Source organism: Stanieria cyanosphaera PCC 7437 (assembly GCF_000317575.1).
Taxonomy (GTDB): Bacteria; Cyanobacteriota; Cyanobacteriia; order Cyanobacteriales; family Xenococcaceae; genus Stanieria; species Stanieria cyanosphaera.
This window is the reverse complement of sequence record NC_019748.1, coordinates 4,352,142-4,370,975: the sequence shown is the minus strand read 5'-3', so window position 1 is coordinate 4,370,975 and position 18,834 is coordinate 4,352,142. Positions and strand designations below refer to the sequence as shown.

At 36.0% G+C, this 18,834-nt stretch carries 15 protein-coding genes; 12 read left to right on the top strand and 3 right to left on the bottom strand.

Going from position 1 to position 18,834, the window contains the following annotated elements; translation table 11 throughout:
* Positions 1-3: 3 nt before the first annotated feature.
* Positions 4-1,362, bottom strand: coding sequence for an MFS transporter (locus STA7437_RS19025; protein ID WP_015195010.1), 1,359 nt, complete (start codon positions 1,360-1,362; stop codon positions 4-6).
* A 389-nt stretch (positions 1,363-1,751) separates the two neighbouring features.
* Between STA7437_RS19025 and STA7437_RS19020 the strand changes: the two genes are divergently transcribed.
* The 8 genes from STA7437_RS19020 to STA7437_RS18985 all read left to right on the top strand — a co-directional run bounded on the left by STA7437_RS19020 (position 1,752) and on the right by STA7437_RS18985 (position 11,495).
* Positions 1,752-2,018, top strand: a complete 267-nt coding sequence (locus STA7437_RS19020) for a glutaredoxin family protein (RefSeq protein WP_015195009.1) — start codon at positions 1,752-1,754, stop codon at positions 2,016-2,018.
* A 90-nt stretch (positions 2,019-2,108) separates the two neighbouring features.
* Positions 2,109-3,614 (top strand): UDP-N-acetylmuramoyl-L-alanyl-D-glutamate--2,6-diaminopimelate ligase, encoded by a 1,506-nt coding sequence (locus STA7437_RS19015; protein ID WP_015195008.1) that lies wholly within the window; start codon positions 2,109-2,111, stop codon positions 3,612-3,614.
* A gap of 185 nt (positions 3,615-3,799) precedes the next feature.
* Positions 3,800-4,369, top strand: coding sequence for a hypothetical protein (locus tag STA7437_RS19010; RefSeq protein WP_015195007.1), 570 nt, complete (start codon positions 3,800-3,802; stop codon positions 4,367-4,369).
* A gap of 20 nt (positions 4,370-4,389) precedes the next feature.
* Positions 4,390-5,766 carry a coiled-coil domain-containing protein gene (locus STA7437_RS19005; protein ID WP_015195006.1) on the top strand — a complete coding sequence of 459 codons (1,377 nt, stop codon included), beginning with the start codon at positions 4,390-4,392 and terminating at the stop codon, positions 5,764-5,766.
* A 229-nt stretch (positions 5,767-5,995) separates the two neighbouring features.
* Positions 5,996-7,177, top strand: a complete 1,182-nt coding sequence (locus STA7437_RS19000; protein ID WP_015195005.1) for an aldo/keto reductase — start codon at positions 5,996-5,998, stop codon at positions 7,175-7,177.
* Between the two features lie 200 nt (positions 7,178-7,377).
* On the top strand, positions 7,378-9,108 hold the full coding sequence (locus STA7437_RS18995) for a diflavin flavoprotein (RefSeq protein ID WP_015195004.1): 1,731 nt from the start codon (positions 7,378-7,380) through the stop codon (positions 9,106-9,108).
* A gap of 133 nt (positions 9,109-9,241) precedes the next feature.
* Entirely contained in the window at positions 9,242-9,775 is a 534-nt protein-coding gene (locus tag STA7437_RS18990) for a phosphate-starvation-inducible PsiE family protein (protein WP_015195003.1), read from the top strand.
* A complete protein-coding gene (locus STA7437_RS18985; protein ID WP_015195002.1) occupies positions 9,756-11,495 on the top strand; it encodes a diflavin flavoprotein in 1,740 nt (579 codons plus the stop codon). The genes STA7437_RS18990 and STA7437_RS18985 overlap by 20 nt, the downstream gene beginning before the upstream one ends.
* Positions 11,496-11,840: 345 nt before the next feature.
* On the opposite strand, the gene STA7437_RS18980 is transcribed toward STA7437_RS18985, so the two are convergent.
* Complete coding sequence (locus tag STA7437_RS18980) at positions 11,841-12,593, bottom strand: SIMPL domain-containing protein (RefSeq protein WP_015195001.1); 753 nt, start codon at positions 12,591-12,593, stop codon at positions 11,841-11,843.
* A 292-nt stretch (positions 12,594-12,885) separates the two neighbouring features.
* Here STA7437_RS18980 and miaB point away from each other — a divergent pair, with 292 nt between their 5' ends.
* The 4 genes from miaB to STA7437_RS18960 all read left to right on the top strand — a co-directional run bounded on the left by miaB (position 12,886) and on the right by STA7437_RS18960 (position 17,797).
* Positions 12,886-14,259, top strand: coding sequence for a tRNA (N6-isopentenyl adenosine(37)-C2)-methylthiotransferase MiaB (miaB, locus tag STA7437_RS18975; RefSeq protein WP_015195000.1), 1,374 nt, complete (start codon positions 12,886-12,888; stop codon positions 14,257-14,259).
* A 41-nt stretch (positions 14,260-14,300) separates the two neighbouring features.
* Positions 14,301-15,176 (top strand): diacylglycerol/lipid kinase family protein, encoded by an 876-nt coding sequence (locus tag STA7437_RS18970; protein ID WP_015194999.1) that lies wholly within the window; start codon positions 14,301-14,303, stop codon positions 15,174-15,176.
* 337 nt (positions 15,177-15,513) lie between these two features.
* Positions 15,514-16,176, top strand: coding sequence for a gamma-glutamylcyclotransferase (locus STA7437_RS18965; RefSeq protein ID WP_015194998.1), 663 nt, complete (start codon positions 15,514-15,516; stop codon positions 16,174-16,176).
* A gap of 364 nt (positions 16,177-16,540) precedes the next feature.
* On the top strand, positions 16,541-17,797 hold the full coding sequence (locus tag STA7437_RS18960; RefSeq protein WP_015194996.1) for an FGGY-family carbohydrate kinase: 1,257 nt from the start codon (positions 16,541-16,543) through the stop codon (positions 17,795-17,797).
* Positions 17,798-17,922: 125 nt separating this feature from the next.
* On the opposite strand, the gene STA7437_RS18955 is transcribed toward STA7437_RS18960, so the two are convergent.
* The gene (locus STA7437_RS18955) at positions 17,923-18,810 is read right to left on the bottom strand and encodes a HEAT repeat domain-containing protein (protein WP_015194995.1); all 888 of its coding nucleotides are present in this window, start codon (positions 18,808-18,810) and stop codon (positions 17,923-17,925) included.
* Positions 18,811-18,834: the final 24 nt, after the last annotated feature.

Sequence of the window (18,834 nt, the reverse complement as noted above, 5' to 3'; positions counted from 1 at the left end):
CTTTTAGGAAATAAGATCGCAACAAGTAACTTCTGGATCGATCTGGTTATTGTTTGCAGGATCTTCAACTCCTTTAACTAGGAAGGCAGCTAAAACTAAACAAACACCTCCCAAGGCTACCGCTAATAAGCGATCGCTATGTAAATAGTTCACCATCACCCAACCCAAACCTAAAGAAGCTACAATTTGCGGAGCTACAATAAATGTATTGAAAATACCTAAGTAAAAACCTGTATTTTTGGTTGTCAAACTATCAGATAAAATTGCATAAGGAATTGATAAAATGCTAGCCCAGGCTATACCAAAGCCAATCATGGGTATTAGAATCAAATACTGATTATGAATAAATAACAAAGAAATAGTACTTAAACCACCACAGAAGAGACACAAAGAATGGGTTGCTTTACGACTGGTAACTCGAACAATTTTCGGAATAAACCAAGAAAAAATAAAACACACTGCGTTATAAACAGCAATACAAAATCCTGCCCATTCAATTCCCGCCGTATATGAAGGAGAACCTTCTATTATTGCACCAAAAATATGATGAGCGATCGCAGTTGGCAAATAGAGAAAGACACAAAACATTCCTAACCACGTAAAAAACTGCACGCCTGCTAATTGTTTCATAGTATTAGGCATGGTTTTAATGAGGAGCAGAATTTCTTGTCCAATAATTGTCAATGATTGATTTGTAGATTGACTATTATGCTCAATGGTGTTTGGAGGATTTTCTTTTGTAGTAAAAATAGTCCAAAATACAGTGAATAATAAAATGATTGCGCCTAAATAAAAGGATATTTTTACAGTTAAAGGAATTGTATGTTCAGAAGTACTGCTGTTAGTTATGCCAAAAAAGTGATTGAGAAAAAATGGAGTTAAAGAAGCTATAACTGCTCCAAAGCCAATAAAAAATCCTTGGATTGTATATCCTTTAGTAATTTGTTGTTTGGGTAATAAATCAGATACAAAAGCCCGAAAAGGCTGCATACTAATATTAAAAGAAGTATCTAAAATCCACAACAAACCTGCTGCAATCCACAGACTAGGAGAATTAGGCATTAAAACTAGTGCGATCGAACTAAGAATAGCACCAATCAGAAAATAAGGTCTTCTTCTACCAATACAAGTCCAAGTGCGATCGCTAAAATAACCAATAATTGGTTGAGCAAATAAACCACTTAGCGGTGCAGCTAACCAAAGAAGAGGAACTTGTTCGGCATTAGCTCCAAGATATTCATAAATAGCACTCGTATTAGCTATTTGTAAAGTCCAACCGTATTGAATACCAAAAAAACCAAAACTCATATTCCAGAGTTGGCAGAAACTCAGAGTCTGCTTGTTTGTTTTTTCTATTGTCATTTTTGTTTAATGTTATGAGCCAAAAAGTTAACGTAGCAGATATTTTCTTTTCCCGTAAGCTACGTTTGATGCGATAAAAATAAGCAGTAGTTTTTAGACGATTGTTTAATTTTAAATGTTCCGTGCGCAAAACAAAGCAATTTTTAATTAACGAACAATCTCTAAACTTAATTATTTTTATAAATTATTTATATAGCAGTACTCAATCATTCATGAAAAAATATTAACCTACTTTATACTTTCTGCCTTCTGACTTCTGCCTTTTGATAATAACTTATGTTCACAAATCTTCGAGGATTGCCATAACTCATGTAATTAGTAAGGTTAAGTCTAACTTGGTTAGTAACAAAAAATATATAATTTTAAATATTTAAATACAATTATCTTCAATGGGTTCAACGTTTTTAATTCTTTATAGTAAGCCTGGCTGTCATTTGTGTGAAGGATTACAAGAAAAATTAACTCAAGTAAATCAGCCCAAATTTATTTTAGAAATTCGTGATATTACTACTAGGGAAGATTGGTTTGCTGTTTACCAATATGAAATTCCTGTACTGTGTCAAAAATTACAAGATAGAGAAAAGCCCTTACCCCGTCTTTCTCCTCGCGCTTCTGTTAAACAATTGGAACAAATGTTACAGAAATATTTAATTTAATCAATCTACAAATATAGCCACAATCAATCAGGAACAAGCTAATAATATCTATCATCCAATCATCCAAATTTACTCAACTGAAAAATCAAAATGATGAAACTGCGTGAGTTACTGTTGAAAATTTCTGGTGTGAGAAAAATCTCCGAACATTCTGCTTTAGATACCGAAGTCAAAAGATTGTGTACCAATTCTCATGCTTGTCAAGCAGGAGATTTATTTATTGGGATGCCAGGTACAAGAGTAGATGGAGGTGAATTTTGGCAAAGTGCAGTAGCAGCAGGTGCGGTAGCAGCTTTGGTTACTCCTCAAGCAGTAGCTAAACAACCTCCTAACCAGGATGCTTGTATAATTGAGGCGGAAGATATGGTGGCTGCTTGTGCTTCAATTTCTGCTGCTTTTTATGAATATCCTGCGAAAAAACTTAAGTTGATCGGAGTAACAGGAACGAATGGCAAAACTACGACAACTCATCTGATTGAATATTTTTTAAGTAAATCTCAGTTACCGACAGCTTTATTTGGTACTCTTTATACTCGTTGGCTTGGCTATCAACAAACTGCACTACATACTACTCCGTTTGCAGTTGAGTTGCAATCTCAGCTAGCTGAAGCAGTTGAAGCAGGCAATAAATATGCAGTCATGGAAGTAAGTTCCCATGCTTTGGCGCAAGGAAGAGTGAAAAATTGTGCTTTTGAGGTGGCTGTTTTTACTAATTTGACTCAAGATCATCTCGATTATCATCGCGATATGGAAGATTATTTTCGCTGCAAAGCTTTATTGTTTAGTCCTGAATATCTCCCAGGCAAAGCTATTATTAATTTAGATGACATTTATGGTGAGCGTTTGATTAAAAAGTTGGATCGCAATCGGGTATGGAGTTACAGTGTGAGCGATTCTTCGGCTGATTTATGTACCAGCAATTTAAACTATCAACCTAATGGAGTTAGCGGTATTTTACATACTCCTGTTGGCGAAATACCTTTTAGTTCGCCATTAGTCGGTCAATTTAACCTTTCTAATTTACTAGCAGCAGTAGGCGCAGCTTTAAATGTAGGTGTTGATTTAGCTACCATTGCCGAACATTTGCCTCAATTTAACGGTGTGCCAGGCAGAATGGAAAGAGTGCAATTTAGCGATCGCCAAGATGTTAGCGTGATTGTTGATTATGCTCATACTCCCGATAGTTTAGAAAATCTTCTCACAGCAGCACGTCCTTTTATTAAAGGCAGAATGATTTGTGTCTTTGGCTGTGGAGGAGATCGCGATCGCACTAAACGCCCCCTTATGGGTAAAATCGCTGCTGATTTAGCCGATGTAGTGATAGTTACTTCAGATAATCCTCGTACCGAAGATCCGCAAAGGATTTTAGCTGATATTTTGGCAGGTATTCCTGAGTCTGCTAATTCTATTGTAGTTAGCGATCGCGCTTCGGCAATTTATTTGGCAATTAGTGATGCACAACCAGGAGATGGAGTGTTAATTGCAGGGAAAGGGCATGAAGATTATCAGATTTTAGGAACAGAAAAAATTCATTTTGATGACCGCGAACAAGCTAGAGAAGCATTAAATACTCGTTTGAGTAATTTAATTTATTAATTATTACGATAAATCAGGGCAAAAAGAAAATTGGTTTTTTGAAATTGCCCTTTTTTTTTGGCAAGATTGAACCAAACAGACTAATTTATAAGAATGATTACTTAATTATAAAGCTGGCTATCTTAATTACACCTACTGCCATATACTAATTTTCACAGTCTCTTTGTGACTAAAATAGACATAATATGGCTAGGGGAAGACGTCGTAACTCGCGAGATTCAGCAGTAACTAAAACAAAATTAAATATTCCTGTTTCTCCAAGCACTTTTCGTAACTTAGAACAAATTGCTAAACAGCTAAAATTATCTCAATCTAATTTGATTGAAAAAATAGCTAAAGGCGAGATTACAATTGCTGCTGTTGAAGCTAAAGAAAATATTAATTTTGATACAGAATCGAAAGCGAGCAATCAAGCAGAAAATTTATCTTTTTCTAGTTGTCAATCAAGTCAAATCCAGTCAGAAAATGTAGTCGATCAAGAAGCTTATTCTCAGTTGCAAAGACAACTGCTATCATACCAAACTCAAATTGAACAACTAAAACAACAAAATAATCAATTTCAATCTTTACAACAAGAACTATCTGCTAAAAATCAACAAATTAGTCAGTTAGAAGAACAATTAAAGCAAATAATTTTAGAAAGAAATAATCAAAGCAATAATTTAATCAGTAATGTCTTGTTATCATTAGCATTAATAGCTTTAGTCGCTTTATTGATAAAATCTTATTATTTCAGCACAATTGTTCTTAACTAAAGCATTCGGAGGTAAATATTATGGCAAGAAAAAAACGCGCAACCGCTACTAAATCTTCAGCTTCAGATCTCATTGGAAAATCACAAATTGGCATTTCTTTAACACCTTCGGCTTTAGAAAATTTTAATAAAATAGTGAAGGCAACTGGTTTAAATAAATCAGAATTAATTGAAAGTTTAGCTAATGGAACTCTCGCGATCGCTAGTACAAATGCAGATCAAACTATTGCTTTTGAATCTATTGATAACAATCCTCAGATTACAGTCTTAACTGGTGGAGTTGCTCCTGAAACTAGTACTATTTCTGATATTGAAGGGTTAAATCAAAAAATAATTCAACAAACTGAAAATATTTCCCAATTAAACAAAGATTTAGAAACAAAAAATGATTTGATTGAAAAAATTAAGCAACAACTAAAAGAACAAGAACAACAATTAGAAAAAGCTCAACAAATAAAAAATAACGAAAAGAAAAAGAAATTAGCTGAAGATTGGGAACTACAAATTAGTCAGTTAAAACAACAGTTAGCCGAAAAAGAAACATCTGCTAATAATTTACAACAACAACTACAAACCACAGAACATAATCTTGCTCAACTAAAACAACAGTTAGAAACTCAAGAGCAATCTAGCAAAGATTTACAGCAGCAGTTAGTCGAAAAACAAACTGTCTTAGAACAAGAATTAGGACAAAACCAAACCTTAAAACAACAGCTAACTGAACGAGAACAATCTGTTAGTAACTTACAACAAGAATTACAAAGTAAAGAAGATAGCTTGGTTCAATTACAACAACAAGTTACTCAACAATCAGAACAAATTAATCAATTACAACAACAGTTAGAAACTCAAGAGCAATCTAGCAAAGATTTACAGCAACAGTTAGCCGAAAAACAAGCTGTCTTAGAACAAGAATTAGGACAAAACCAAACCTTAAAACAACAGCTAACTGAACGAGAACAATCTGTTAGTAACTTACAACAAGAATTACAAAGTAAAGAAGATAATCTTACTCAAATTAAACAACAACTAATACAACAGGAACAAAATAATGAGCAACTACAACAGAAGTTACAAACACAAGAAAATAATATTAATCAACTAACACAAAAACTTCAAATCGAAAAAAACAATCAAGAAAACTTACAACAACAAAATAGTCAATTAGAAAAACAATTGTCCGAAACAATAGCTAGTAACGAAACGCTTCAAAATGACTTAGAAGAGCAAGAAACTTTGTTAGATAATTTACAAATTCAATTAAAAGAACAACAAGGATTAACAACTAAGCAAACTCAAACTAACAAATATAAAAACTGGGCTATTATTATTTTAGTGTTATTACTTACTATAGTCTCAGCTTTTTTTGCTAGAACATTTTTGTTTAATTTTAATTAACGAGTTGCAACTTGAAATAATTTTTAGTTATAAAGGCTGGAGTAATTGCTCCAGCATATTTTTGCTAATAAATCGCCATAAAATTTCAATTTAGTTCACCACAAAATAAATTGAGTTATTAGCTTGAAGTTTAAATTCTAGATCGTATGTTTAAGCTAACTCACCTTAATTGTAAAACAAATATTAAGATAAACTTGATACTTTTAGTGATATTTTTTTTTGACTGACAATGCAGTATCGACGGTTTGGACGGACAGAATTACAAATGCCAGTGTTTTCCTGTGGGGGCATGAGATATCAATACAAATGGCAAGATCTACCTCAATGGCAAATTCCTGGAGATAATCAACGCAATCTGGAGGCAACTATTCGTCGTTCCTTTGATGTTGGGATTAATCATATCGAAACGGCTAGAGGTTATGGAAGTTCGGAAATGCAACTAGGTAAAATTTTACCCAAATTACCCAGAGAAAAACTAATTGTTCAAACCAAAATATCTCCTCAACCTGATCCGAAAGAATTTTGCCGACAATTTCATCAATCTCTCAAATTTTTGAAATTAGAATATGTTGATTTATTAGGACTCCATGGCATCAATAATGAGGAAACTTTTCAACAGAGTTTTCGCCCAGGAGGATGTTTAGATGAAGCGAGAAAATTGCAAGCAGAAGGCAAAGTGAGATTTATTGGTTTTTCAACTCACGGATCGACACAAATTATTATCAAGACGATTGAAACAGGACAATTTGACTATGTAAATCTTCATTGGTATTACATCAATCAAAATAATTGGTTAGCCATCGAAGCTGCCCAATGTCAAGATATGGGCGTATTTATTATTAGTCCTTCTGATAAAGGAGGAAAACTCTACGATCCGCCTCAGAAATTAGTGCAACTCTGTCAGCCTCTCAGTCCGATGGTATTTAACGATTTATTTTGTTTGTCCCATCCTCAAGTTCATACTCTTAGTTTAGGGGCTGCTAGACCATCAGATTTTGATGAACATCTTAAAGCACTATCTTTGCTAGACCAAGCAGAAACAATTTTATCACCAATTGTAGAACGACTTGAACAAGCTGCGATCGCAACTTTGGGATCGGAATGGGTACGTACTTGGAATGTAGGGTTACCTAATTATGAAGAAACACCAGGTAAGATTAATATCCCTGTGATTTTATGGTTGAGAAATTTAGCTCTAGCCTATGACATGGTAGAGTATGCCAAGATGCGGTATAACCTTTTGGGTAATGGTGGGCATTGGTTTCCAGGTGCAAAAGCGGATCGAGTTAAACAGTTTAATTTGCAACCTTGTCTAAAAAATAGTCCTCATGCAGATAAAATTCCTGATTTATTAATCGAAGCAGATCATTTATTAGGGGGTCAAGCAGTACAGCGTCTTTCTAGAAGTTAAGCCATTATAGTTTTGATTAATTGCTTGCATTAATTGATTTTTGTGTATATATTTTTTATTATCCATATACTTGATTCTATGAATAATAAGCATAACTAATCAATGTATTAAAAAATAAGCATTTTACAAATCCGTGAGTTGCACGTAAACATAGAAGAAGAAACCTTAAGAAATTTAAACTACTTTCTAAGGAGTTACTCATGGTTGCACTCACAGATATCGATCAAACAGCTAAATCTACTGGTAGACTGACTTTACAGACTGTCGAGATTGCGCCAGAAACTACTGCGATTCGTTGTCTGGATTGGGATCGCGATCGCTTTGATATTGAATTTGGCTTACAAAACGGTACAACCTACAATTCTTTTATCATTCAAGGGGAAAAGTTAGCTTTAGTTGATACTTCTCACGCTAAGTTTCGTCAGTTATATCTTGAATTACTTACAGGTTTAATCGATTTATCTCAACTAGATTATTTAATTATTAGTCATACCGAACCCGATCATAGTGGTTTGGTTAAAGATGTTTTGGCGTTAGCACCCCAAGTTACCGTAGTTGGTGCGAAGGTAGCAATTCAGTTTTTAGAAAACATGGTGCATCAGTCATTTAAACATCAAATAGTTAAAAATGGCGATCGCCTTGATTTAGGTAACGGACATCAATTAGAATTTGTTTCTGCTCCTAATTTACATTGGCCCGATACAATTTTTACTTACGATTATCAAACTCAAATTCTCTACACTTGCGATGCGTTTGGGATGCATTATTGTGATGAACCTACTTTTGATGAGGATTTAGAACTAATTGAGGCAGACTTTGAATATTACTATGACTGTTTAATGAAACCCAATGCCCGTTCAGTTTTAGCTGCCATCAAACGAATGGAAAAACTTTCCTTGGGTACAATTGCTACAGGACATGGCCCTTTACTACAATACCATCGTGGTGAATTAGTTGAACGCTATCGCCAATGGAGTCAGGCACAAACTAAAACAGATACTTTGGTTGCCATCTTTTATTGTGAAGATTATGGTTACAGTGATTATTTAGCTAGAGCGATCGCGCATGGGATTACTAAAACAGGAGTTGCAGTAGAATTAGTCGATTGGAACGATACCGAACCGCAAGAAGTAAGGGAATTAGTTTCCCAAGCAGCAGGTTTAGTCCTTGGTATGCCACCACAATCAAACCAAAACGCCCACGCTATTCTCAGTACTATTTTAGCAGCAGCACACAGTAAACAAGCGGTCGCACTATTTGAATCTGGTGGCGGAGAAGATGAACCCATTTATCCTTTACGCAATAAATTTCAAGAAATCGGCTTAACTGAAGCATTTCCACCCATTTTAGTCAAAGAATCTCCCACTCAAATCATTAATCAAGTCTGCGATGAAGCTGGTACAGATTTAGGACAATGGTTAACCCGCGATCGCACTGTTAAACAAATTAAAGCCATTGATAACAGTTTAGAAAAAGCTTTAGGCAGAATCAGCAACGGCTTGTATATTATTACTGCCAAAAAAGGTGAAATTTCCAGTGCGATGGTTGCTTCTTGGATAACCCAAGCAAGTTTGAATCCCCTAGGAATTGCGATCGCAGTAGCTAAAGACAGGGCAATTGAATCTTTTCTACACATCGGCGATCGTTTTGTGCTAAATGTTTTGGAAGAAGGTAATTATCAGGGCTTAGTTAAACATTTTCTCAAACGTTTTCCTCCTGGTGCAGATAGATTTGAAGGAATTAAAACTGTACCTGCTAATAACGGTTCACCGATCATTGCTGAATCTCTTGCATATATTGAATGCGAAGTTAGCAGTCGCATCGAATGTAGTGATCACTGGATAGTTTATAGTACTGTGCAAACTGGCAGAGTAGCCAAACTAGATGCCCTAACTGCAGTTCACCATCGCAAAGTAGGAAATCATTACTAATTACTAATTATGAGGGATGAATAATCAACCTCACCGAAGGTGCGCGTAGCGCGATCAACAAAAAAATAATACCAACCGATAACTCTATCTGTGTAAAGGCTGTGGACAAACTATCAACAATTAACTAACTACAATGCAAAAACTGATTAACACTTCCCCAACTCCCTGGTACAAATTACTCAATAGTGGTGGAGTAGTTAGAGCTTTGGAATTTATCCAAGACTTAATTATTGTCTCACTTTGTATCGGTTTATTCAGCTTCATGGTAATTCAGTTGCAAGAGATGTTTATTTCTCTGCTACCGCCTTTAAATTTTACCGAAGTTACAGCAGATATTTTGTTTTTGCTGATTTTAGTTGAATTATTTCGATTATTAATCATTTACTTACAAGAACATCGAGTTTCGATTGGAGTTGCCGTCGAAGTTTCCATTGTTTCAGTTTTAAGAGAAATCATTGTCAAAGGAATTTTAGAAACACCTTGGACTCAGGTATTAGCAACTTGTTCCTTTTTATTAGTTTTAGCCGTTTTATTAGTAGTCCGAGTTTGGCTACCTCCTACCTTTGAAGGCATCGATCCAGAACAAAAAATATCTCAAAGATACAAAAAACAAGCAATCAACAATCAACAATCAACAATTAAAAATCATGGTACAAGCAACTATTAAACCAACACCAGCTAAAACAAGAGACGTTCAAGTAGCAACAATTGGCAATAATACTCAAGTATTGCGATCGCGTACTTGGGATAGATTAAAGTTTGAAATTGAATATTCTCGTCAAAAAGGTACAACTTCAAATTCCTATCTGATTCAAGCAGATCAAATCGCTTTGATCGATCCACCAGGACAATCTTTTACGCAAATTTATCTGGAAACTTTAGAAAAATCTTTTAACTGGCACAAATTAGATTACATCATCTTACAGCACGTTAATCCCAATCGCTTGGCAACGGTACAAGTATTAGCAGGAAAAGCACCCCAGGCGAAAATAATTTGTTCTAAACCAGCAGTTAATGCCCTCAAAGCAGCCTTAACTTTTCCCGAATGGCAAACTCGCATTCAAGTAGTTAGAGAAGGGGATACTTTAGATTTGGGACAAGGACATCAACTACAATTTATTAGTGTTCCAACTCCTCGTTGGGTAGATGGATTTTGTACTTACGATCCTCAAAGTAAAATCCTCTACACGGATAAATTCTTTGGCGCACATTTGTGCGATGAACCTATTTTTGATGATAATTGGAAACAATTAGACCAAGACCGTCGTTTCTATTTTGATTGTCTTCACGCCACCCAAACCAAACAGTTAGAAACTGCTTTAGACAAATTTACGGCTTTTCCGAATAAAATCTATGCTCCTGCTCATGGTTCGTTAATTAAATATAGCCTCAGTCGCTTTAGCTATGATTATCGTCAGTGGTGTCAACAGCAAAAAGCTCAAGAATTAAAAGTAGTTCTTTTGTATGCCTCTGCTTATGGTAATACCGCAACTATGGCTAATGCGATCGCTCAAGGATTGGTACAATCGGGAGTAGCGGTAGAATCAATTAACTGTGAACTTGCTTCAACTGAAGAAATTACCCAAGCAATTCAAACTTGTGATGGTTTTATCATCGGTTCGCCTACTTTAGGTGGTCATGCACCTACTCAAATTCAAACTGCTTTAGGAATTATCCTCGCTAACGCAGCCAAAACTAAATTAGCAGGGGTTTTTGGGTCTTATGGTTGGAGTGGTGAAGCGATCGATGTGTTAGAAAATAAACTAAGAGATGCTCATTACAGCTTGGGATTTGAACCAATTCGTGTCCGTTTTAGTCCTACTGCTACTACTTTAGAAGAATGCCAACAAGCAGGAAGAGAATTTACTCAAAAACTGAAAAAAACCAAAAAATTACGTACTCCCAAACAAGCTGTTACAGAAACTCAAATTGATCGCACCGAACAAGCAGTCGGTAGAATTGTCGGTTCTCTCTGTGTCTTAACTACTTTTCATGATAACCAACATAGCGGTGTTCTCACTTCTTGGGTATCTCAAGCAACTTTTAATCCTCCTGGTTTGATGATTGCCGTTGCCAAAGAACAAAATGCTGATTTAATTAGAAATCCAGGCGATAAATTTGTCCTGAATATCCTCAATGAAGGTAGAAATGTCAGAAGAAACTTTTCCTATCAAAGTAGTAACTCTTTTAACAATTTAAATACCAAAACTGCTAGCAATGGTTGTTTAATTATTGAAGAAGCTTTAGCTTATCTAGAATGTACCGTTCATAGTCGGATGGAATCAGGAGATAGAACTTTGATTTATGCGGTAATTGATTGTGGTGAAGTTCTAGAAAATCATGGAATTACTGCAATTCAACATCGTAAATCTGGCAGTCATTATTAATTTAGAATGATTATCTTAGTTTAAGTGTAATATCTTCTTTGTTGTTGATTGTTGATTGAGAATAGCTTGACTTTGTTTCAGATTCAAAGATTAGGGTGGGCAAAACACAAATTTAATTTAATAACCTGATTAAAAATACTTTTGCCTACCTTACCAGTTTAGATCTTATCTGTATAGAAACTGACTAAAAAGCCATAGTTATGACAAATGAATTAGTTACACATTAAATACTTCTTTAGATTCACTCACTTAATTCGCGAGGAGTTCACTCAATAGACATCTCCAATAATTATGCTGAAACTATTATGAAAGGGTGCAAAAATAAGGGTTTCTGGAGAGGTTTAATTAATTCGCGATCGCAAACTGAACCGATACTACAGCAGTAATATCTTTTTCCAGGGAAGAAGTATCATAAATCCCATAATCGCTTACATCCGTTGAGTTACGGGATGTAATTTGAAATACACCTGTTGTAGCACTTCGGATCGGACCAACTTGATTGCCAGTACTTTGACTAATCGCCTCAGCCCTAGCTTTAGCATCTTTAGTTGCCTCAGCAACCATTTCTACCCGCAGTTGACTGAGTTTGGTATATAAATATTGGGGAGGATCGACAACTAGGTTAATTCCTTCGTTGATTAACTCATTTGCTTGCTGAGAGAGTTTCGCATATCTTTCTACTTCATTGGAACGAATTTCCAATTGCTGAATTAGACGATAAGCCAAAATCGCACCCGTTGCACTCCCGTTTGCTGTAATTTCTGGGATAGATTCAGATTGAATAGTACTTAAAGTAAGAACATCATTTGGTACTTGTTGTTCTTGCAAATAGGCTTGTAACTTCTCCATTTGAACTTTCAAGCTTTGGTAGGCAGCTTGTGCAGTTGGCTCTTGGCTAGATACAGAAAAACGTAAAATAATATAGTCTGATTGAATTGGTCTTTTAGCAGAACCAGTTACTACCAAAACATCATTGGCTTGTTTAAAGTCACTAATTGCTTTGGAAAATATAAAAGAACTCACAACCAAGGAAAAAGAGAGTACAGCTAATCCAGCAAAGAATTGTGGAAAATGCTCTAGTCCCGAAGATGCTTTCATCTATTTTGCTCCACAAAAGGTAGCTTGCGATCAATGACGATTCAACTGTAAGCTAAGTTCCTTAAAAAGGTTCTAAGTAAGTCAACCTAATTATTTATAAAATATGGAAAGTGTCGGAAGTAGAGGAGGTAGGAAAAATAACATTTGATGTTTAATGAAGTGGAACTACTGAGAAACAATCAGACCAACAATCAAGTATATTCCTGAGCATAAAATTATGATATAATAGAGAACTTGCTTTAAAAAATTTAAGTAAATATTTCTTTTAGATACAATTCGCAATAAGATTGCTATGGATAAAGCCAGCAAACGATACAACATTGTTACTTTCGGCTGTCAGATGAATAAAGCCGACTCTGAGCGCATGGCAGGTATCCTAGAAGAAATGGGATTTCGATGGGCAGAAGACCCCAATGAAGCAGATTTAGTTCTCTACAATACTTGCACAATTCGAGATAATGCCGAACAAAAAGTTTATTCTTATTTAGGTAGACAAGCAAAAAGAAAACACGAACAGCCTGATTTAACTCTAATTGTAGCTGGATGCGTTGCCCAACAGGAAGGAGAACAACTATTAAGACGCGTTCCAGAATTAGATTTGGTCATGGGACCTCAACACGCTAATCGACTGGAAGATTTACTTCAACAGGTATTTGATGGCAATCAAGTAGTTGCTACCGAACCAATTCATATTGTTGAAGATATTACCAAACCCCGTCGGGATAGTACAGTTACTGCTTGGGTGAATATAATTTATGGTTGTAATGAACGTTGTTCTTATTGCGTTGTACCTAACGTAAGAGGGGTCGAACAATCTCGGACTCCTGAAGCAATTCGGGCAGAAATGGAAGAATTAGGACGACAAGGATACAAGGAAATAACTCTCCTCGGACAAAATATTGATGCTTATGGTAGAGATTTACCTGGTAGTACTGAAACAGGAAGACATCAACACACCTTAACCGATCTACTTTACTATGTTCATGATATTCCAGGTATAGATCGAATTCGTTTTGCTACCAGTCATCCTCGTTACTTTACCGAAAGACTAATTAAAGCTTGTCAAGAATTACCAAAGGTGTGCGAACACTTCCATATTCCTTTTCAGTCAGGAGATAACGAAGTCCTTAAAGCAATGAAGCGTGGTTATACTCAAGAAAAATATCGCTCCATTATTGCTAAAATCCGTCAATATATGCCCGATGCTGCCATTAGTGCTGATGCTATTGTTGGTTTTCCTGGGGAAACAGAAGCACAATTTGAAAACACTTTAAAACTAGTCGAAGAGATTGGTTTCGATCAATTAAACACTGCTGCCTACTCTCCTCGTCCTGGCACACCAGCAGCTTTATGGGATAATCAATTAAGTGAGGAAGTAAAAAGCGATCGCTTGCAAAGATTAAATCATTTAGTCGCAACTAAAGCAGCAGAAAGATCTGAACGTTATTTTGGTCGGATCGAAGAAGTTCTAGTTGAAGCAGAAAATCCGAAAAATCCTACTCAAGTAATGGGTAGAACCAGAGGCAATCGTCTCACTTTCTTTCCTGGTAAGATTGAAGAGTTACAAGGTAAAACAGTCAAAGTCAAGATAACTGAAGCACGCGCTTTTAGTTTAACTGGAGAAGTGGTGGATAAAAAATTAGTTTCTGGAGTCTGTAGCAACTAGCTCAACATCTTAATCAAACTAATGTCTGTTAATACTAAGCCATGCATATAACCTTAATGCATAATCCTACCGCAGGGCAAGGACAGCACTCAAAAGAAAAACTGTTGCAGATACTGCGAGAAGCAGGATACGATCCTACCTATCAATCTACGGATGAAGATGATTTTCCTCAAGCACTTTCTGAACCAGGTGAATTAGTCGCGATCGCGGGTGGAGATGGTACGATAGATAAAGTAGCTCAACATCTGAGCGGAAGAAATATTCCTATCGGGATATTGCCACTTGGTACTGCTAATAATATAGCCAAGACACTCGGTATAACTGATTCATTAGAAAAGCTAATTGCTGGATGGACTTCAGCAACTCACCAAAAGTTTGATGTAGGTGTAGTAGAAGCTCCTTGGGGTACGACGCACTTCATTGAAGCTATGGGTGTTGGTATGTTTCCCCAAATGATGCCATTAGTTTCAATTGCTAAAGAAGATCATTCGTTCAGTAGTTGTGATCAGGAATTGAAATACGATCTTAATGCATTTAAAGCAATGCTTGGCAATTACCGCGCACAAACGTGGCAAGTTACACTTGACGGACAAGACTGTTCTGGTCGCTATCTACTTATAGAAGCAATGAATATTCAAAATATTGGTCCGAACATTTGTGTTGCACCTTCAGCAGATCCTGGCGACGGATACTTTGACGTTGTTTTTGTTAGCGAAGAAGAACGAAAAACCTTTGAGCATTATCTGGCAAGTTGCTTAAATGGGGAAGAAAAAGTCCCCAACTTTACTATACGTAGAGGGAAACACTTACAACTGCTATGGGAAGGTAGTGAAGTCCATGCGACGGATACTTTGACGTTGTTTTTGTTAGCGAAGAAGAACGAAAAACCTTTGAGCATTATCTGGCAAGTTGCTTAAATGGGGAAGAAAAAGTCCCCAACTTTACTATACGTAGAGGGAAACACTTACAACTGCTATGGGAAGGTAGTGAAGTCCATTTAGACAGCAAGCTTTGGGCTAATGATAAAAACCCTTTTCAGGATATAAATAAAATTCAACAAACTACACCAGATACGCTTCAAGTATACTTACAACACCAAGCTCTAGAGTTTTTAGTATAACAATGACAGTCCAAGCTCAAGTTAGGATCAATAAAATTACCCTAATCTATAGTTAATACATAGTATACAAAGTTGCAATCAAAAATTCTCTTTAGCCATTACAATAACATCATTTGTTTTGACTAATTTTATCTATGGGATTGACTCGCGCCGATCTTAAATCTCAACTTTTACAAAAAATCCTAATTAAATCAGCTTTAAATTTACCTATCCTAACTGAAGACCAGTTAAAACAATCGATTCAGGAAATTTTGCACCAAAAACCCAATCTTTCCGAAGTATGGGTATTTGGTTATGGTTCATTAATTTGGAATCCTTGTATCCGCTATGAAAATCGCTGTATTGGTAAAATTTACGGTTGGCATCGACGTTTTTGTTTGTGGACACCGATAGGACGGGGTACACCAGAAAATCCAGGATTAGTCTTAGGTTTAGAACGGGGTGGTAGCTGTCAAGGAGTTGCCTATTCTATCGCTGCCGAGCATCTTGAAAAAGAGTTATTGTTATTATGGCGACGAGAAATGGTGGCAGATTCTTATATTCCTCGTTGGGTAAAAGTGTTTTTTGGACAACAAGTAATTAATGCGATCGCTTTTACTATTAATCCTAACACGCCAATTTATGCTAAAAATTTATCTACCGAAATAATTGTTGATTGTCTTGCTACTGCTAGGGGACAATTAGGTTCTGCTGCGGAATATCTTCACCAAACTATTGAGGGGTTACGTGCTGCTGAGATCAAGGATAAGCATTTATTTCATCTTCACAAGCAAGTTGCTCTTAAACAATTATCTTAGTTAGCAGTGACTAATTACTAATTATGAGGGATGAATAATTAACAATTAACATAAGCGAAGCGCACTACCGTAGGTCTCAATCATCATCAATTAACCAGGATAAAGCAATTAAATTGATTGTCTGCGATTAGGTAAAATCCACCAAAGAATTGGAGAGAGAATTATACAAGCTAGAGAAATTACTAAGATGATTGACAAAGCTTGACTCAGTTCGACTGTCATAACTTTTCCTCCTGCGATTAAACTTGCTATTGAGGAGATTTTGCTCTATCTCTATCGTAGCTTTTTTTAACATAATGTATTTTTTATTACAGAAAATTTAATATCTTCATAGTAAAAGACAACAATATTTTGAGAATAGTTGATGAACTATTATTTAGGAATTGATTTTGGTACTTCTGGTGCTAGAGGAATTGTAATTGAGCGAGACAAAACTATACTGCTAACAGTACAGTATTCTTTAGAGCATTTATCAAAAAATAATTTAGCCTTGAGTTGGCAAACAGCCTTATATTCATTAATTGAACAAATTCCTCTTGAGATCCGTAAACAACTTCAAGCGATCGCAATTAATGGAACTTCCGCTACAGTGTTATTATGTGATGCTTATGGTAATCCTTTAGATGAACCAATTTTATACAATGATGGACGAGGAGTGACAGTATTAGAAACCATCAAAAAGCTTACTAACGACAATCAAATTGTGGTAAGTGCTACTTCAAGTCTGGCAAAATTAATTTGGTGGTCTAAACAAACTGTCTTTACTGAAGCTAAATATTTTTTACATCAAGCTGATTGGTTAGCTTTTTTATTACATGGAAGGTTAGGAATTAGCGATTATCATAACGCTTTAAAATTAGGTTACGATGTCGAACGACTTTGCTATCCCGATTGGCTACAAAATTTGCCTTTTAGTAATTTATTACCCCAAATACTAGCTCCTGGAACAATAATTGACTCCGTTACTCCAAATATTTGCGATCATCGCTTTAGTTTATCTCCTAATTGTTTAGTTTGTACGGGTACAACCGATAGTATTGCTGCTTTTCTAGCAAGTGGTGCTAGTCAACCAGGAGAAGCAGTTACTTCCCTTGGCTCTACTTTAGTTTTAAAATTACTCAGCACAACTAAAATAGATGATGCCTCATCAGGAATTTATAGTCATCGATTAGGAAGCTTATGGTTAACTGGCGGTGCTTCGAATACAGGAGGCGCTGTTTTAAGACACTTCTTTAGCGACGAAGAATTAATTAATCTTTCTCAAAAAATAGACTCCCAACAACCAAGCCTTTTAGAATATTATCCTTTATTGAGCCAAGGCGATCGCTTTCCAATTAACGATCCAAATTTAGAACCCAAACTACAACCTCGTCCCAGCAATCGAGTAGAATTTTTACATGGTTTATTAGAAAGTATGGCAAGAATTGAAGCTCTTGGCTATCAAAAACTACAACAACTAGGTGCAGATAAATTAACTCAAGTATATACGGCAGGAGGAGGCGCAAAAAATTTAACTTGGAGTAAAATTCGTCAACGCTACTTACAAGTACCAGTAACTTCAGCAATTAATACAGAAGCTGCTTATGGTACGGCATTACTCGCACTAAATCTTGCTGTTTAAAGTCAGTTCAATATTTGCTTAATTTCTTCTGTAGATTATGACAAAGTAATTATTGTTCCTATCCCGATAGATACAAGCACATATTTTTTCCACTGAATCAATCAAAATAAATTAAATTTCTGTGCTTAATTCCAATCATCTGATTCTAATTTCTTCTCTAGTTGAGTAATAGCTAACTTAATTATCTGTTGAATAGCTGCTTCTGATTCACGCTCCAAAGCAGTTTGTAATGATTCTAAAACAGCAGGATCGCCTATTTTCATCAAAGCTAAAGCTGCTGCTTTACGACTTTCTCCTTCACTATGCTGCAATAATTTCAGTAAATCGGGAATTGCCGATTGCTCGGCTAAATTACCTAAAGCTGCTGCTGCTTCACTTCTAACACTACTGGCAGGATCTTGTAAAGAATCAATCAATAAATTTAAAGCGCGTTCTTCTCGTTGTTCCTCTGCTACTTTTGCGATCGCTCCTACTACCGCCGAACGTACTTCTGCTGAATCAGAGTTAAATGCTTGATACAATTGTTCTCTAGCTTTATTACCAATAAAAGCTAATGCCCAGGCTGCATGACCTTTAATCGTTTCAGTACTTTCTGGAGACGCTAAAATATCAATTAATGGTGGTACTGATGCTTCTCCTGTTTGAGCCAATGCACCAACTGCCGAACCTCTAACAACCACATCATCATCATTTAAAACGGCATCAATCAAGGTAGGAATAGCCGTAGGATCGGCAATTAGATTTAAGGTTTTAGCTGCTGCTCTACGTACTACTGGATTACAATGATGAGCTAAAGCTTCTCGTAAAAAAGGAACTGCTGGGAAACCAACTACACCCAAAGCTTCCGCAAATCCAAGTCTAACTAAACCTCGCGGATCTCCCATACATTCAACCATTTGTTGAATCAGTTGATGATCGTTAACATCAAAACTATTGAGGTTCAATTGTTGATTGACTTTCTTCAACAAAGCATCAGTTTCTGTCTCGGATAATTGAGTTACGGGATTACTCATCAGACTTCCATAAATCTAGACAAG

Coding starts and splice junctions, on each gene's coding strand:
- STA7437_RS19025 (WP_015195010.1), bottom strand. CDS start 1,362: ATGACAATAGAAAAAACAAACAAGCAGACTCTGAGTTTCTGCCAACTC.
- STA7437_RS19020 (WP_015195009.1), top strand. CDS start 1,752: ATGGGTTCAACGTTTTTAATTCTTTATAGTAAGCCTGGCTGTCATTTG.
- STA7437_RS19015 (WP_015195008.1), top strand. CDS start 2,109: ATGATGAAACTGCGTGAGTTACTGTTGAAAATTTCTGGTGTGAGAAAA.
- STA7437_RS19010 (WP_015195007.1), top strand. CDS start 3,800: ATGGCTAGGGGAAGACGTCGTAACTCGCGAGATTCAGCAGTAACTAAA.
- STA7437_RS19005 (WP_015195006.1), top strand. CDS start 4,390: ATGGCAAGAAAAAAACGCGCAACCGCTACTAAATCTTCAGCTTCAGAT.
- STA7437_RS19000 (WP_015195005.1), top strand. CDS start 5,996: ATGCAGTATCGACGGTTTGGACGGACAGAATTACAAATGCCAGTGTTT.
- STA7437_RS18995 (WP_015195004.1), top strand. CDS start 7,378: ATGGTTGCACTCACAGATATCGATCAAACAGCTAAATCTACTGGTAGA.
- STA7437_RS18990 (WP_015195003.1), top strand. CDS start 9,242: ATGCAAAAACTGATTAACACTTCCCCAACTCCCTGGTACAAATTACTC.
- STA7437_RS18985 (WP_015195002.1), top strand. CDS start 9,756: ATGGTACAAGCAACTATTAAACCAACACCAGCTAAAACAAGAGACGTT.
- STA7437_RS18980 (WP_015195001.1), bottom strand. CDS start 12,593: ATGAAAGCATCTTCGGGACTAGAGCATTTTCCACAATTCTTTGCTGGA.
- miaB (WP_015195000.1), top strand. CDS start 12,886: ATGGATAAAGCCAGCAAACGATACAACATTGTTACTTTCGGCTGTCAG.
- STA7437_RS18970 (WP_015194999.1), top strand. CDS start 14,301: ATGCATATAACCTTAATGCATAATCCTACCGCAGGGCAAGGACAGCAC.
- STA7437_RS18965 (WP_015194998.1), top strand. CDS start 15,514: ATGGGATTGACTCGCGCCGATCTTAAATCTCAACTTTTACAAAAAATC.
- STA7437_RS18960 (WP_015194996.1), top strand. CDS start 16,541: ATGAACTATTATTTAGGAATTGATTTTGGTACTTCTGGTGCTAGAGGA.
- STA7437_RS18955 (WP_015194995.1), bottom strand. CDS start 18,810: ATGAGTAATCCCGTAACTCAATTATCCGAGACAGAAACTGATGCTTTG.